The sequence below is a fragment of the Nostoc sp. ChiQUE01b genome (assembly GCF_034531255.1).
GTDB lineage: Bacteria > Cyanobacteriota > Cyanobacteriia > Cyanobacteriales > Nostocaceae > Nostoc.
Genome location: NZ_JAVRBM010000036.1, coordinates 1 through 16333 on the forward strand (window position 1 = coordinate 1; position 16333 = coordinate 16333).

Sequence of the window (16333 nt, forward strand, 5' to 3'; positions counted from 1 at the left end):
TGCTCATATTTCTTCTTTAACTATCTTTATCATTTTTTTAGTGAAATGGTATTACGACATCAGAGGTAGGAATTAAAACAATTCGCAATTCGCAATTCGCAATTACGTTTTGTGACGGGGATTTAAACCCCAGTGACCGTTACCCACAATGTTGGGCATGGGGTATTCTGAATTCTGAATTCTGACTCCTTCTCATTTTTTCTAAGTTGTTTGTATTACTGTCCAAGCAGGTTGAGGAGGATAAGCAAACTCGGAAGGTTCAAGCATCAAGTACCTCTGCCAACGAGTATTCTTTGAGCCAATGTGATCTACCCAATAGGGTAAAGTCAATAAACCATTTTCATCTTGTACCAACCACCGCAGCGATTGACTTTGATAGTTTTTTGGCAACAAGGTAATAGAATTAACTAGATCCCGGCTTTCTCCTAAACAAAGACCACCAAAACGATTAATAGAAGCAGGGTTAGTAAGTCCTGTTTGTAGGCGTTCTGGTAGTGTTGGCTGTGAATTATCTTCTCCAGTACGAACCCAAGTAATAAAACGAATATCAGTTAATAGTTCCTGGTAATCTGGTCTAGCGTTGCTGGGATCGTGGATATCTTTCTTTTTGAAGCGGCGAAATGTGCGAATAACAGTTGATTTTTGTGGTTGGGATACTAGAGCGATCGCAATTTTTATTCCACAATGTTTATATCTGTCCATTTCTCCCACAATTGACAACAACATTCCATAAACTGTGGATGGTGGAGGAACTGGATAAGTTTCAGCATACTCTCTGGCACGAGATTGACGAAAACTAGCTATGGGAACTTCTACTTCCAGAGCTAACATTTTTTCAGACATTGCAATCATCGAATTAACTCCAGTTGAGGTAGTTGCAAATCTCTAGAGATAACTTGTTTCATACTTTGCACAGCTGACTTAACCCCTGAAAAAACATTTACCCCCAATTCTGCTAATTCTTCTACTTCTTGATATTCTGTAATTGCACCTGCTATCCACAACTCTTGGGGTTCAATATCTTGGTTCCTGACTTTCCTAATTAATTCTTCAACTGATATTTCTCCTTCATTCTCTTCAAAGCAGTAAAGAATTCGGGGTGAAAAATCATGAGTCCACCGTAAAACTAAACTTTCAGGAGAAAAATCATAGAGGAATCGAGAATGATTACCTGCTACTTCGCCTAGAGAACTTAAACCATCTAGAACTGGAATTATGCGAGATTTATCTTTGAGACGTTCTGGAGTTAATGCAAATCCATATTGATAACGAGTGGCATGAACTTCAGTACCATAAAGTGAAGTCCGTCCTTTCTTACCACTAGCAGAGTTGAAAGTTAAATCACCACTAAAAGGTGTTGTAGAAACAGCACGAGTTACTTCTAAAACTCCTCGTTTAGCAGTTGTTGTACCTTTTGGTGCTTTTTTTCCTTTTTGTTTTGGTTCATCTGAAGCTTCAATTTTTGCGCCTTCTGCACGCATAAAACCTAACACATCATCATCAATAAAATTGGTATCATCAAAACTTTCATTCTGCCAAATATTATCGTTAACCTCATCATCCCAGCGACGATTAACTTGATAATCGTTACTAGTTGTTTGCCAGTAATAGCGTAATGCCCAACGAATTGCTTCAGCAGAAACGGTGGTATGTACTTCTCCCTTCCAAAGAATTTTTTGTAGAGTGGTAATATTACCTTCATTTTCTCCACGGTTGTTGGCAGCAGTACCATACCCAGTTAAGACATTTCCAAATAAATGAAACGACACGATACAATCTCCTCAAAATTACAAATATTTTCCAAGTTGATTTATTTAAACTGTTAAAGTCCAATATCAATCACATTTTCTTCATCCAAGCTATCTTCATTATCATCTCCATGAGAAACACCTTTGCCTTTATAACTTGCTAATGCCAATAAAGCTAAATCTCTAGACTTTTTCCAGTTTTTATCAACTAGTACAAACTCCATCAATTCTTGCCAATGTTCTTGTAAAGTCGGAATTTTCCCGGCTCGTGACCAAAAATCAGTAATAAATTCTCGAAATGTATCTGAATTTTTACATCGACTTAATCCAGTTCTCATACGTACTGTTTCACGGTCGAAATTTGGAACTTCTCCTCGTTTCTTTGCTTGTTCGGAAATTTGTCCATAAGTAAACTTAATTGCTTCATGACAAGCTTGAACAAATAGTTTTTCGCGTTCATCCGATTGAATTTTCTGAATCACTTGATATAGTCCTCCTCTTTCATAAGCTAACTTTTTGAACAATTCGTTACTATTGACTTTTTCGGAAATCCCAGAATACCAAAGTTGATTTCTTGCTAAATTTTCAGCAATTAATTCTCTAGCAAAACTAGTTACTACAAAATCACCATTTTTACCTTTTACAGATTTATCTTTTAACCAAGCATCACAAACCTGATAGTTATGACAAACTTCATCGGTGGCTTCTACCATATACATATCCGTCCGAGTTTTTTGTTGAGTTGCCCAGGCAACAGTTCCCAATGTCAAAACCTGACAACGCGGTACACCAAAAGTTTGAGTGATGTTTAGAGTTTTCTCTAAGGTCAAAAATCGCAACCCAGCATCACCTAAACCTGATGCATGAAAATCTTTATAAGTGGCATATCTCAATTGTTGATCTTGACGATATTGAGCATATTTTTCTAAATCTGTGATTTCTGGAATCACTAATGCATATTGGGCGCGTTTATCTCTTAACTTTGAGCGAAGAATATAATAATAACAAGCAATGGGAGCAAATAATAAGACAAATGCATTTTCTGGAGGTTCTTCAAAACTTGTATCAGAACTGAAAGCAACATGACGTACTGCTGCACCAGGATTTAACCATCCAGCTACACTAATAGATTTTGTTAACAATTGTCCATTTTTATCACAAAGGTTACTGGTAAAATCTTGATAAGCATAGCTTTGTAAAACTTTATATGTAACCTGAATCTCTTTTTCCTCTTCGCCTAATGATAAAGATTCGGTTTTGGTTCCACTTGATTTATGAGTGCTGGTATGTTGTAAAAAAGTGCCAAGAATTCCCTGATGTACAATCACCTGAGCGTCCTTACGCATAGTTGGCGAATCTAGACCGCGAAGGGCAATTAGTCCATTATTTATTTGAAACGATTCTTTTAATAGCCATTCTAAAACTATTTGATCGTTGCCTTGCCAATTTAAAATAACTTTTCGGTTATCAAGCTGCCAATTTAAACCTTCTGGACGAATAACTTTTTCGATTTCTAACTGGTTTAAAGTCATCCATAGCCCAGCTAAACCAGCACAATGCAACAAGGTAAAGCTAGAATTACCTAAATCAAACTCTAATTTCACTGCTCTGCTCCTACCTCTTCGCTGTAAGAAATTCTGCCAATAGGAGTTACAGGATAAAATCCCCTACGTTTCCATTGCCCATAATCTGTTTCAATTCTGATAGGCACTGACCAAGCTTGTGCTTCTTGCTTAAATAATTTCATTCGGGATTCATTGATTCCCCGCTTGAGTAATTCTTGCCTTTTTTGTTCAGCAATATCCCAGATTAGTGTCTCATCCTCACCCAATAACACAGTAATTGTGTATCCGCCTTCACGTAAAAAATCTGGACGATTACACCAGTTATCTTCTAGCCAACTTGATTGAACTTGCTCAACTTTCTCAGAATTCAGAAAGGCAGCGACTTTAGCTAAATCTCGTTGAGAAATACCTGTTTTACAAGAAAATTCTTTAATTAGTTGCTCTCCTGTAGAAAGCTCTGCTGTATCATAGGGTCGCCGATTATCCCAAGGATAAATAATTGCTAATTTTGTTCCTTGTTCTTGTGTAGTCATCCTGCGATTCAATCTTCCCAAGCGTTGAATTAGAGAAGCTGCGGGAGCCATTGCAGATATCAGTAAATCAGCACTTAAATCCAGCGACATTTCACATACTTGTGTAGTCACAGCCAAAACTGGTTCATCTTTCCCAAAGGCTTGAATTACAGCTTGATGCTTCTTGAGTCTGTCTTTGTAACGATAGCGACTGTGATAAATTAGTGGTTTAATGTCTAAATCTGCTAAGTGTTCGGCAAGCTTAATTTTTGCTGCACGATAAATTTCGATGCAGGTTTTTACAGAATTAGTCACCCATAACACTTTTTGCTTATTTTTAAGAGCGTCTATTGCAGGTTGCCAGATTTCTCTGAGTTCGTCAAATTCAGTAACTTCAGGAATATATTTAATGTCGTAGCGTTTAAGTTCCTCTAATTCCTTTGGCCCTTCGATGGGTTCGTCTAGTTCTTCACCTTGTTCTTTTAGTACTTGGCGAATAGCTTGTAACTGTTGGGGAGTAAAGCTGGCACTCATTAAGAGAATAGGCGCACCGCGAAACGCTTTGAGAAATTTTAACAGCGCACCAAATAGCCGTGTATCATAAGCGTGAACTTCATCAAATACAAAGGCTGATTGAGCGATCGCAGCCCAAGAGTAAAGAGGTTTGCGATTATTCTGAATCAAACCCAGTACAGAGTCAACCGTACAGACAATTAATTTTTTCCGCCATGCCTGAAAAGCCATTAATCGAATATTGATACTCTCTGAATTATCCGAGTCACCAGAAAATAGTAATTCTCTATCCAAATCAGCACGAGAATGCATTAAAGCTGCTTCGATTTCCGTACCATCTGCATAGTCAATATATCCTTGAGAAGCTGTACCTGTAGTCGGATAAGAAAAAAACAGTTTACGTCCTACTGCCCATTTTTCTCCCCAAGCATACGCACCAATCGTTTTACCTGTTCCACAACCTGCTTTGACTAGTGTTACTCGATGAGGCGATTTGGCAATTAACTCTTGAAATGGACGTAATTTTTGACCTTTGAGGCGTTGATTGACCAATTGCTGAATATCATCTTTTGATAGTTGCAATGATAATACTTGTTCAATCCATACTTGAAAGTCTTCTTCAGCTAAAGGTAACGCAGAACCAGCCAAATCTGCTGCAATCACTGTTGCTTTTACCGCAGCAATAAATTTTTGCTGTTCCCAGTCTAGTTGCGATGCAAACTGAATAAATTCGTTGCGTAGACTTATTAAAGCCTTTTTTAATTGCGACTTTGACCAAATTTTTGCAGGTAGTTTTGGTAACTTTTCAGGTAATCCTAAAGCTTGATGACCCATTTTCAAGACTGCTTGAAAGTCAGAATGATGGGTGTAAATTATTAATTCATCTCCAGTGCCAGAAGGAATTTCAGCTATAAATTCGGCAGGTTGATTATTTTGATTTGTCCCTATTTTGAGATGATGTCCCATTGCTGCCCAAACAGCAATCATCAAGTTTGAATTCTGACATTGTTCTAACCACTCTCTAAAGCTAGATACTTGTAATGCAAAAATGCCACTAATGATTTCGTGACGCAGCATTTGCCTATCTGAATGCTCTTTTGAGGATTTCAACAAATCTTTGTAATACTTAATAAGTTTCTGGTTTGATGAGTTCGGGTCAAGAGTTTTTAGGTAAACCATCTCCTGAAAATGCTGATTTGCTTTACCCCAATCGTGCAAATATGCACCTAATCTTACTGTTGTTGCAAAGTAATCTAAATCAATATGGTTTATTCCTAATTGCTGGAGAATAGATAACCCCAATTTATCTACTAAAACATCAGCTGCTTGCATTACAAAGCTAATATGTCCTGTATATGTGGCAGCCCCCTTTGCTTTAGCATCATTCTGTTCTTGGGATGATAAAGATTTTGCTAGCAACCTCTTAAACATTCTTACCTCTCTTACAAGGTAAGAAATATCCACAACCAAGGTGTCTTTTACCACCAATTCCCCATTGCTGTAACTTTAAAGAATCCTCATTACTTAATTGCGAAATCTCAGTTGTAAAACCAACAATGGTATATCGTTTTACTTTCAGAGTTTTACGACTAAGTTCACCTTTTTTATCTACCGGAATAGAAAGTTTACCTGAAATTTCTAAATTATCAATCTGACGCTGTGCCGCATTTAAAAAAGACTCAGGTTCGGTATGTCCTTTGATAACAACAATTCTTGCTCTGAGAGTGTTTGCTGGTTTGAGCGTAAAGATTTCTGGAATACCAATTTGAATATCATGTATTCCTAATCTAATACTCTTTCCTGCTAATTTATAAATCAAAGATAATTGCGTAATTGGTACACGAACTCTGAAACAGGATTGTTCGGTCAGAAGAATTTTACCTTGTTTATCTGCAAAACCAGGAATTGTTAGAATGCTGAGTGCAGTTGAGTAGCGTATTTCTGGAATAATGTGAACGCACGCTGCGAAAAGTGCATAATTATGATCCGCAGGTATACATCTCCCTCGGACTGGAAAGCAAAGCTCAACAAATGGCTCAAGTTCACTATCTGCATCTTGAAATGCAGAAAAACCCACAGATGCAATCATTTTAGGAATCTCCCTAAAAGACAAAATTCTAAATACTTAAAATGTTCAAAACCTTACGGCATCTGAGGTAGTGATTAAAAACTAGCAGTACATACTGCTTCAAGCCAGCACCGAACTCTATTTTACAGTCAAACTTGCTTTTAAATCTTGAAACATCGGAATAAACCATACATAACAGATATTTATTCCAATGTCAAGATATTTACAAGGATGTTCAACGCCTAATGGCATCAAAGGTTTGAAGCAAGCAGGGTTATATTAGTCCCAGCTGCTGTACAACAAACGAAGGTGTTAACCTTTAAATCGTGAAATTGCTCAACACTCTACAGTTGCTCAACACTATACAACATCAAAGGTTCAATTACTAAACTAGGTTAACCTATTATGTCAACCTAGTAAACGCGATCGCTACCCTTAAATTTCTGTCATAGAGATTCAACGACAAGAGCATTGATGGCAGAAGTTCCACCTGCTATGTCATATATGGAGATTGTTGCTTAATTATTGTAGCGTTTCTTAATAAAACAATTTACATAATAGCCCCCTCCCACCAGACAGCGGGGAGGGGGTTGGGGGTGGGGTTCAGTACCTACTTAACCGAGAATCGGTATAGAGCGATCGCCTTCTTAGATTTGGCTTGAGCGGAAGCCGATAGGCCCTTCACCATCATAGGTTGTAGTTCCAGTTAGGGTCTTCCCACCATCACTAGATGTGACGTTAAGCGCTACTACATTCTGTCCCACACGAGCACCGATTAGCCAAGTACCACCAGGATTCCACGGCGCTGTATTACCACCCCACTGGTTTTCTACTGTGTAATTGTTGCTGCCGACAATGTTACCTTTAAAGCCGATGGGGCCTTCACCAGCATAAGTGATAGTTCCAGTCAGGGTTTTACCACCGTCGTTGGATGTAATATCGATCGCAACAACATTTTGATTTGCTCGAGAGCCAAGTACCCAACTACCACCAGGATTCCACGGAGCAGATGAGCCTCCCCATTGGTTTTCCACATTATAGACACGGCCATCAACAGCAGCACTCTTAAAACCGATCGGGCCTTCACCAGCATATGTGATAGTTCCAGTCAGGGTTTTACCGCCGTCGTTGGATGTAATATCGATCGCAACAACATTTTGATTTCCCCGAGAGCCGAGTATCCAAGTCCCGCCCGGATTCCACGCAGCAGATGAGCCTCCCCATTGGTTTTCTACGTTGTAGGTGTCGCTCCCAGTTAAGGTAGCCTTAAAACCGATGGGGCCTTCACCAGAATATGTCGTGGTTCCGGTAAGTGTCTTGCCGTTGTCACTGGATGAAACTTTGAGTTCGACAATGCGCTGATCTGCTCTAGCTCCAATTATCCATACTCCACCAGGATTCCACGGAGCAGAAGCACCACCCCACTGATTTTGTACATTATATAGATTATTAGCATTGGTTGTTGTTGTAGCTGTCATTGTTTTCCTCCAAAGTTTTGATTGTTTAATCAAAGTGAATCTATAGCAATCCAATTTGATTTCGGAAAAAATTACGCACAATTAACAATACCTTCGCCAAATTACGAGGCTTGACATAGAAAAAACCTAAGATTTTAAATACTTCTTTTTGCCATGTAACAAAAAATTCAGTCAAGAAAATTCTGTTCTGTATGGTTTTGTAGAAGTAGTTTTAACTGTCGTGTTCGTCTGAGTGCAAATTCTACGTTTTGCCTCATAGTCAAGCAAGCGCTGATCTTAGGCGATTTTGGCAAAAGTACTGTTAAACAGCAAATATGATTGTTTTATGCCGTCGTATTTATACTAATACAACTATGCTTAAAAGCACAAGAGTAGTTAAGAAAATTTTTGATAAAAATGTTGTTTTGCTTCACTAACCGAGCCGTGACATAGTTAATAAATCCTTTAGTACAGCCCGGTGCATCAGTTATATTTATACTTGCAGTCACTTTTGTCAGGAGTGCCCAGTTGTGAGTTCCGTTAGCGGATAGCTAAGGTTTAGCCCGTGCTGAGTGCAATTATTGCTTTTTTACTCAGCACTGTTTTGGTAAGTACTTTGGAAGATTTTGTCGATTTTTACTCCTATTGACTCAATGCAGATTAACATCCGTCAGTCAAACTGAAGTAATAGAGCAAGTATATAATAAGGCAAAAACCATGAAGAAGTATAAGGAAACATTACGTGTCATCCTTGCTATATCCATCATTGTGGTTGGAGTAACACACTTTGTTGTTCCAGAAGAATATGTCAAAATTGTGCCGCCACAACTACCTTACCCTTTAGGATTGGTTTATCTGAGTGGCTTTTATGAAATTTTGGGTGGTATCGGCTTATTAGTTCCGCCTGTAAGTCAAGCTGCTGCTTGGGGACTTCTTGCTCTTTTTATTGCTGTTTACCCTGCCAATATCAATATGGCAGTTAATCTTATTAAGATTGAACATATACCAAACTCACCTTGGGTACACGTAGTTAGACTTCCCTTGCAAGCTGTTTTAATTGCTTGGGCTTGGTGGTACACGAAATCTTCGTTTGGGGAAAAACAAGCTTCTATCATTCCTAAGTCACTGATTCCCAAGGAACTAGAATGAGAATAAGTGCGTTTTTTATATCTGAATCATGCGCCTTACAACTTTGTTTGGAATAACACTCTCATTAGCAATAGGTATTGGAGAAGTTACGCTTCCGGTGACTCAAGCTGTGCAGCTTAGAGATGGCCTAGTCTATTTCGTCCAACCGCCGAAACTTGTTGAGGCGACAACTACTTACAAAGAGGTGAATGTTTGGGGCGCAACTTACTATTTCACCATCAATGTGCCGGAAAATGCTGGAGAATCCCTCCAGAAGGTAACGATCGCCCAAAGAGAGGGATCAGAAAACATCCGCTACAATCTTGATGATACCCGTGCATTTGTCGGAACCCGCGATGCCTACGGCGGGCTACGCCTACGCAAAAAAACACAACTGAAACTAGGCCCAGTCACAAACGACCGCCACACACGCACGGTTTCTGTAAACTTTGACCCACCTGTAACTCCAGGACAGACAATTACCATCGCCCTCCGCCCTGTAAGTAATCCGAGCTTTTCTGGTGTTTACTTATTAGGTGTTACAGCATTCCCTGTGGGTGAAAAATCTCACGGTCAATTTCTCGGCTTTGGACGCTTTCAGTTTTACAGCAATAGGGGAAGCTGGTGGTTCCCATAGAGGGAATAGGAAATATTTTCTAAAAGTTGTGTTATAAAAACGGGCAATAGTCTTAAACAATACGAAAGGGCTTACCATCAAGCTTTTTCGTTAAATACTTCTGAGGGTTCAGGAAAAATTAGCTGTATTTTTCCTGAGTCGCTGACGTATACTCTGATTTTTCAGTAAATGCGTAATTCTTACAGCAATGGAATCAAATGCTACTGTAAGCAATCAAGCTTTAGCGTTTAATCATCATTTAGGAGGCAGGAGGCAGGAGGAACCAACTTTTTTATTTAAACGTGGGATTAATTTTGAACGCTTTGTATCTCATGCTACGCATCTGGCTAAAATTCTTCTTTTAAACTGGAATTTATACCCAGAACTAAGTTTTCATTCATACTTCTTTCTTGCTGCCTCCTGCCCGACGCTCGCGGACTCGCTAACCCTACGCTATCTGCCTTCTGTTTTCTCTTGTAATCTTTAAAAAATAAAAAAAATTATGTTAAGTATTCCTATTAACCTAAATTTACCTCGTATACCCCGTTTAGTAACTTCTTTACCTGGGCCTCGCGCTCAAGCAATTGTACAACGCGATCGCGCCGTAACTTCTCCTTCTTATACCCGCGATTACCCATTAGTTGTATCTCGCGGCCAGGGCTGTATGGTAGAAGATGTGGATGGTAATGTATTTCTGGATATGACCGCAGGTATTGCCGTTACAGCCACCGGACACGCCCACCCAGAAGTCGTCAAGGCAATTCAAGAACAGTCGGCGCGTCTGTTGCACATGTCAGGGACGGATTTTTATTATGAACCGATGGTGGAACTAGCGGAACAATTAGCAATTCGCGCTCCCTTTCCCCACCCACAGAGTAATGCTGCGTTTCCTGCAAAGATATTTTTCACCAATTCCGGGGCAGAATCTAACGAAGGAGCCATCAAACTAGCTCGATATTACACCAAGCGATCGCTAATCGTAGCCTTCTTAGGCGCATTTCACGGACGCACCTATGGAGCAATGTCTCTCACTGGTTCCAAAGCAGTGCAGCGAGCTAATTTTGGGCCTTTAGTTCCTGGGGTAACTCATATCCCCTACGGCACTCACGCTAGCTTAGATTATTTAGAACAACAGCTATTTGGCACAATCTTACCACCGCAAGAAGTGGCGGCGATCGTCGTCGAACCAATTCAAGGGGAAGGTGGATATATCGTACCCGAAGATGGTTTTTTGCAGCGGATTCGGGAGATATGCGATCGCTACGGTATTCTGATGATAGTGGATGAAGTACAAGCAGGGATGGGGCGGACTGGTCGCCTATTTGCGATCGAGCATTGGCGTGTGATTCCTGATATCATTACCACTGCTAAAGGTATCGCCAGTGGTATGCCATTAGGAGCGATACTTGCCAGACCAGAGTTAATGACTTGGCCTCCCGGTTCTCACGCTACTACATTTGGTGGTAATCCCGTAGCTTGTGCTGCTGGTATTGCCACACTGCGACTGCTAGAAAGTGGTTTAATGACCAACGCTACCCAAATGGGAGAATTATTACAAGCTAGTCTTACCCAGTTGCATCAAAAATTTCCCAGAGTATCGCCGCCACGAGGTAAGGGTTTGATGGTAGCGGTAGATTTATTGGATGAACAGGATAATCTCGATTATAAATTGCGTGATCGCATTATCCAAGAAGCTTTTTTACGCGGTTTATTATTACTAGGTTGCGGTAAAGCAGCAATTCGTTTCTGTCCCCCTTTAGTTATCGACAGCGACCAAATTCAGATAGCCCTTCAGATTATCAATGAGATTTTAAGTTCATAACAAATGACAAATGATAAATGACAAATGACAAATAAAATTGCCCTTAATTTATGGAAATTACTTTGGCAAGAATACAGCGCCAGGGTAAATTATGCTCGTACCTACCAGCAAATGATTACTGCTGCGGGTGGAACTGTCGCCAACGACCACATTGCCTTTCGGTCATTGCGTTTATTAGTAGATACTCCACAAGGTCAAGTTAACTTGGGAATTGACTACCTGGGGCAACTTGCAGAAGCTTTGGGTTATGTGGCAGCTGGAGAGTATACTTTTGCTCAAACTTATTTGTACGCCCGTCATTATCGTCATCCGCAGCAAGAGGAATTTAATTTACCCAAGCTGTTTATCAGCGAGTTGATTGTCGATGAATTGCCTAGCAATATCGCTCAACTCATCTCTACAACAGTATCTTCAATCCCAAAGGAACTGACCTCACCCCTTACTCTTCTACAAAAAGACGGGAATATTGAAACCATCGCCAAACAACTCCAGCAAGTCTTCACCCGCCCTTGGCTACCTCCCCAGCGTTCTGTTGTCGAAGAGGTGAATCAGATTACTCAGTATGGGGCTTGGGTGTTGCTGCACGGATATGCTGTCAACCACTTTACAGGCTACGTTAACGGACAGAATACCCCAGAATATCCAGACATTGATACTACCGCCAATGCTTTGGCTAACCTGTGTGTACCAATGAAAGCAGAGATAGAGGGAAATATTGCTTGTGGTTTGCGGCAAACTGCAACTCAAGCAGTAACGGAAATGGTGACGGTGTTAGATGATAACAGTGGTGCAGAAATTCTGATTCCTTGGACTTACGCCTATTATGAAATTGCCCAGCGCTATCTAGTAGAAGTGGAATCTGGAAAGCAGGTACTTTTTGATGCTTTTTTAGGAAGTAATGCCCAGCAATTGTTTGAAATGACTCGTCTATCTAAATAGAACATACGGTAGGGGCATACTAATAAGCAATGTTTTGCCCCTATGTTTGCAACACAAAATCTGATGCCGTGAGAGTTGGCGCACCAGTTAGAGTTGCAAATATACCACCATTGCCAAAACCCGCCGCGCTGCCATTTTGGTTGTAGAACAACTGTCCACTCACAGGATCGTACACAATTTTCGCCGTGCTAGTACCTGCTAAATTAGTGACTTGAAAATCACTGACATTACTAAAACCATTTCCCGCAACAGAGGTAATGGCACTAAAGGAAGTTATATCCAGTACAATCTTGTCACCTTCAGAACTATTAAAGTCACTAATGGTATTTACTAGAAGAGTAGAAAGTCTGTAAAAATCGTTTTTGTACACAAATTTATCAGCACCTGCACCGCCAACGAGAGTATCATAGTCTTCACCACCAATGAGGGTATCATTACCAATGAGGGTATCATTACCAGCGCCGCCTCGTAGCAAATCGTTGCCACTTTTGCCGTTGATGATATCATCACCTCCCTGACCATTAATCACATCATTGGAATTGTCAAAACCCGTGATGTTATTGTTAAGGTCATTGAGGAATGTCACCGTGTTCTTGTTAAACAAGTTAGTTTGAGTGGAGTTGGCATCGAAGACATCAAAACTGTCAGCGATGCTGGTCTGGTTATCAAACAGGATATTGCCGATCGCAGCTCTGCTACCTAATACTGGTAAATTATCCAAGTATTCTAGTTGAAAGTTTTGCAGGATGACTTTGGTGTTGGCGATATCTTCAAAAGTGACTTCTAGATTGTTACCATTTTGAGTTAATTGCAGATTTTTAGCAGTCAATCCCAATCCTGTAAAGTTTAGCGTGTCAACTTGAGAAATCACTCCTGATGAAGGATTTGTGCCTTTGCCAATGCCGCCAAAGTCGGTGATGGTGTCGATACCATCGCCAGGGAGAAAGATAAATTTATCTTGACCACCGTTACCTGTGAGGATATCGTTACTAGCTTTTCCATCGATAATATTGTTGTTGAGTGTGCCGATGAGGATATCTGCACTCTTAGTTCCCGTGATGAATTTCTGGACAATACCCAAGGTGGTAGTTGCTACTGCACTGGTATTACTAAAACCTTGCCCGTCATTAACGACAAACTCAATTGTAGTGTTAGCAGTAGCGGCAGCAGTATTATTGTAGGTAAGGCTGTTAAGAACTTGTCGGTAATTGGCAATGGTATCTGTGCCGCTCAGGGTGAGAGTGCCCGTCGTGGGGTTGTAGGTAGAAGTGATGTTACCAATAGCAGTGGCATTAAGACTTTCGGCTGCGCCATTAAAAAGATTAGTAATGGTAATGGTGACACCAGCTAAGGTAGTATTATTGTCACTTAGGGTGAAATTGCGATCGAGGATGGAGACGGGAGTACCGCTAAAGGTAGTGCTAAAATCAATTCCCTCTGAATTGCCGTTGAGATCGAGTACGGGAGCGCGGTTGCCAAACGCCACGTAGGTGTTCTGCAATGAGCTATAAAAAGGTCCGCTGAAGTCGCCATATAGTGTGCTGACAATCAGGTCGTCGATGCCGTCACTGTTGATATCTCCCGCACTGCTGCTGACAGCGGAGCTAAATAAGCTACCTGTGGCGCTTTTGATGGTAAAGCCATTAGTGCCGTTGAGCGTGGAGAGGTCGAGTTGGGGACGAAAACCGTCCTTGCTACCAAACACTACGTAGCTCTCCCCTAAACCGAATCCTCCCCCGATAATCAGGTCGTCGATGCCGTCGCCGTTGATGTCTCCCGCGCTGCTGACAGACGAGCCTGAGAAGTAAGTTATATTAGTGCCGTTGATAGTAAAGCCATTAATGCCGTTGAGGGTAGAGAGGTTGAATTGAGCATCAAAACCGCCCTTGCTACCAAACACCACGTAGCTCTGCCCTGAACCGAAGCCGTTGGGCCTGGCATCTGGTGCCCCGATAATCAAGTCGTCGATGCCGTCGCCGTTGATATCTCCCGCACTACTGACAGACGAGCCTAAACGGTCTTCTTGATTGATGCCGTTGATAATAAAGCCATTAGTGCCGTTGAGCGTGGAGAGGTTAAATTGGGCATCAAAACCGTTCTTGCTGCCAAACACCACGTAGCTCTGCCCTGAACCGAAGCCGTTGGGGTGAGCAAGGAATGCCCCGATAATCAGGTCGTCGATGCCGTCACCGTTGATATCTCCGGCACTGCTGACAGACCAGCCTGAGAAGTCACTTTCTTCGATGCCGTTGATGGCAAAGCCATTAGTGCCATTGAGGGTTGAGAGGTTGAATTGGGCATCAAAACCGTTCTTGCTGCCAAACACCACGTAGCTCTGCCCTGAAAAGTCGCCGTTAGGGTCGGCAAAGCGTGCCCCGATAATTAGGTCGTCGATGCCGTCACCGTTGATGTCTCCCGCATTGCTGAGAGACCAGCCTAAACCGTCACCTTCATTGATGCCGTTGATAGTAAAGCCATTAGTTCCGTTGAGGGTAGAGAGGTTAAATTGGGCATCAAAACCAGACTTGCTGCCAAACACCACGTAGCTCTGCCCTGAATTGGAGCCGTTCGGGTCAGCAGAGCTTGCACCAATAATCACATCGTCGATGCCGTCGCCGTTGATGTCTCCCGCATTACTGACAGAGCCTAAGAAGTCACCTTCATTGATGCCGTTGATAGTAAAGCCATTGGTGCCGTTGAGGGAGGAAAGGCTGAATTCGTCATCAAAACCGCCTTTGCTGCCAAACACCACGTAGCTCTGCCCTGAACTGTATAAGCCGTTGGGGGAAGCAAGGAATACCCCGATAATCACATCGTCGATGCCGTCGCCATTTATGTCTCCCGCATTGCTGACAGAACTTCGTGCACTGTCACCTTTATTGATGTCGTTAATAGCAAAGCCCTGAGTGGCGTTGAGATTTAAAAGGTTAAAAGTTGAATTTGCCATCATGTCTCCAGTTTAGTTTTTATAAGTTATTTGTCCTTGGTCATTAGCAAAGACACTTGTACCGCTTCTCTACAAGACGCTGCATGAACGGGTAATTCGTAATTCCCATTGCATAAGGATTTTAGACATTTTATAAGGGTGGCTCATTTACACCAATCTGTACTATGAGGCTGAGTACCAAGCTGCTTGGTCAGAATTTTTTACGAAAATCTTAATCTAATTTGCTCTTCCTGCCTTTACCGCACTGCCATTAAATTGTCAATTTGTTACTGCGTTGTAGATTGGGCGATCGCACCTGCTCTCTTCTAAAATTGATTTGCATATCTATTAATATTCCTCCGCTTATCCTCTTTGATGCTTCTGTGCTGCCACATCTGACCAATAGCGGTAATTAAATAATTTGCAAGCTTGTAATTCGTAATTAGAAAATTCAATCACGAATTACCATCTGAAAATTACGAATTATGTTGATAGCAGTCTTTTTATGTCAGCTAGCAACTTATTTGACTTTCTAAATAAAAATTATTTTGATAACCGTTGAATCACTTAAATACTCTTATGAATATCTAAGCATTGTCAAGAGGCTGGATATAATTCTGATAAAGTTAGAGTGAATTTTAGGAAGTGCTATATGAAGTTTTTGTGTCACCGATAGCGTACCTCTACAAAAAAGCAAGCTACGCCAAGCGTCTTGTAAAGAAGCGTTAGTGAGTCTTGTCTGCAACACGCTCTTGCCTTCGAGCGTCACAGTCCGTCGTAGACATTGCACTCTTTTTACAGATTGTGTTGAGGAATGTAGATTGCTTCTTGCAGGGTAATTCAACATTTGCGCGTTTGTTGAATAAAGTTTGGGTTGAATACAACTTAAACTATAGCGTTAGTAATGAAAATAATTATTTGAGTAACCAAAATGGTGCTTTTGTAACAAAAATTATGATGTTTGTAACGAGAATAATGAGTTTACTAACCAAAATGGTTTTTTATAATCAAAATTTATAATATTTGTTACAAAAATAAT

11 protein-coding genes are annotated in these 16333 nt (G+C 41.0%); 4 read left to right on the plus strand and 7 right to left on the minus strand.

Annotated elements, in window-relative coordinates; translation table 11 throughout:
- Positions 1 to 201: 201 nt before the first annotated feature.
- The 6 genes from cas5 to RMY63_RS22260 form a co-directional block, all read right to left on the minus strand.
- Positions 202 to 852, minus strand: a complete 651-nt coding sequence (gene cas5, locus RMY63_RS22235) for a type I-MYXAN CRISPR-associated protein Cas5/Cmx5/DevS (protein WP_322730794.1) — start codon at positions 850 to 852, stop codon at positions 202 to 204.
- A complete protein-coding gene (cas7i, locus tag RMY63_RS22240) occupies positions 849 to 1769 on the minus strand; it encodes a type I-B CRISPR-associated protein Cas7/Cst2/DevR (RefSeq protein ID WP_322730795.1) in 921 nt (306 codons plus the stop codon). Before cas7i ends, cas5 begins: the two co-directional genes overlap by 4 nt.
- A gap of 53 nt (positions 1770 to 1822) precedes the next feature.
- Positions 1823 to 3352: a type I-MYXAN CRISPR-associated Cas8a1/Cmx1 gene (cas8a1, locus tag RMY63_RS22245; RefSeq protein ID WP_322730796.1), complete on the minus strand. Its 1530-nt coding sequence runs from the start codon at positions 3350 to 3352 to the stop codon at positions 1823 to 1825.
- A complete protein-coding gene (gene cas3, locus RMY63_RS22250) occupies positions 3349 to 5769 on the minus strand; it encodes a CRISPR-associated helicase Cas3' (RefSeq protein WP_322730797.1) in 2421 nt (806 codons plus the stop codon). The genes cas8a1 and cas3 overlap by 4 nt, the downstream gene beginning before the upstream one ends.
- Positions 5762 to 6427, minus strand: a complete 666-nt coding sequence (gene cas6 / locus RMY63_RS22255; protein WP_322730798.1) for a type I-MYXAN CRISPR-associated protein Cas6/Cmx6 — start codon at positions 6425 to 6427, stop codon at positions 5762 to 5764. Before cas6 ends, cas3 begins: the two co-directional genes overlap by 8 nt.
- Positions 6428 to 7053: 626 nt before the next feature.
- Positions 7054 to 7884 (minus strand): lectin ESA-2, encoded by an 831-nt coding sequence (locus RMY63_RS22260; protein WP_322730799.1) that lies wholly within the window; start codon positions 7882 to 7884, stop codon positions 7054 to 7056.
- Between the two features lie 696 nt (positions 7885 to 8580).
- Here RMY63_RS22260 and RMY63_RS22265 point away from each other — a divergent pair.
- The 4 genes from RMY63_RS22265 (at position 8581) to RMY63_RS22280 (ending at position 12368) form a co-directional block, all read left to right on the plus strand.
- On the plus strand, positions 8581 to 9012 hold the full coding sequence (locus RMY63_RS22265) for a DoxX family protein (RefSeq protein ID WP_322730800.1): 432 nt from the start codon (positions 8581 to 8583) through the stop codon (positions 9010 to 9012).
- Between the two features lie 28 nt (positions 9013 to 9040).
- Positions 9041 to 9628, plus strand: coding sequence for a DUF2808 domain-containing protein (locus tag RMY63_RS22270; RefSeq protein WP_322730801.1), 588 nt, complete (start codon positions 9041 to 9043; stop codon positions 9626 to 9628).
- Between the two features lie 481 nt (positions 9629 to 10109).
- The gene (locus RMY63_RS22275) at positions 10110 to 11429 is read left to right on the plus strand and encodes an acetyl ornithine aminotransferase family protein (protein ID WP_322730802.1); all 1320 of its coding nucleotides are present in this window, start codon (positions 10110 to 10112) and stop codon (positions 11427 to 11429) included.
- 24 nt (positions 11430 to 11453) lie between these two features.
- Positions 11454 to 12368: a DUF1338 domain-containing protein gene (locus RMY63_RS22280; RefSeq protein ID WP_322730803.1), complete on the plus strand. Its 915-nt coding sequence runs from the start codon at positions 11454 to 11456 to the stop codon at positions 12366 to 12368.
- A gap of 40 nt (positions 12369 to 12408) precedes the next feature.
- Here RMY63_RS22280 and RMY63_RS22285 read toward each other — a convergent pair whose 3' ends face one another.
- Complete coding sequence (locus RMY63_RS22285) at positions 12409 to 15318, minus strand: hypothetical protein (RefSeq protein WP_322730804.1); 2910 nt, start codon at positions 15316 to 15318, stop codon at positions 12409 to 12411.
- Positions 15319 to 16333: the final 1015 nt, after the last annotated feature.

Bases quoted from the DNA above. Each gene is read 5' to 3' on its own strand.
- RMY63_RS22260 (WP_322730799.1), bottom strand. From the start codon at position 7,884: ATGACAGCTACAACAACAACCAATGCTAATAATCTATATAATGTACAA.
- cas5 (WP_322730794.1), bottom strand. From the start codon at position 852: ATGATTGCAATGTCTGAAAAAATGTTAGCTCTGGAAGTAGAAGTTCCC.
- cas6 (WP_322730798.1), bottom strand. From the start codon at position 6,427: ATGATTGCATCTGTGGGTTTTTCTGCATTTCAAGATGCAGATAGTGAA.
- RMY63_RS22270 (WP_322730801.1), top strand. From the start codon at position 9,041: ATGCGCCTTACAACTTTGTTTGGAATAACACTCTCATTAGCAATAGGT.
- RMY63_RS22285 (WP_322730804.1), bottom strand. From the start codon at position 15,318: ATGATGGCAAATTCAACTTTTAACCTTTTAAATCTCAACGCCACTCAG.
- cas3 (WP_322730797.1), bottom strand. From the start codon at position 5,769: ATGTTTAAGAGGTTGCTAGCAAAATCTTTATCATCCCAAGAACAGAAT.
- RMY63_RS22275 (WP_322730802.1), top strand. From the start codon at position 10,110: ATGTTAAGTATTCCTATTAACCTAAATTTACCTCGTATACCCCGTTTA.
- RMY63_RS22280 (WP_322730803.1), top strand. From the start codon at position 11,454: ATGACAAATAAAATTGCCCTTAATTTATGGAAATTACTTTGGCAAGAA.
- RMY63_RS22265 (WP_322730800.1), top strand. From the start codon at position 8,581: ATGAAGAAGTATAAGGAAACATTACGTGTCATCCTTGCTATATCCATC.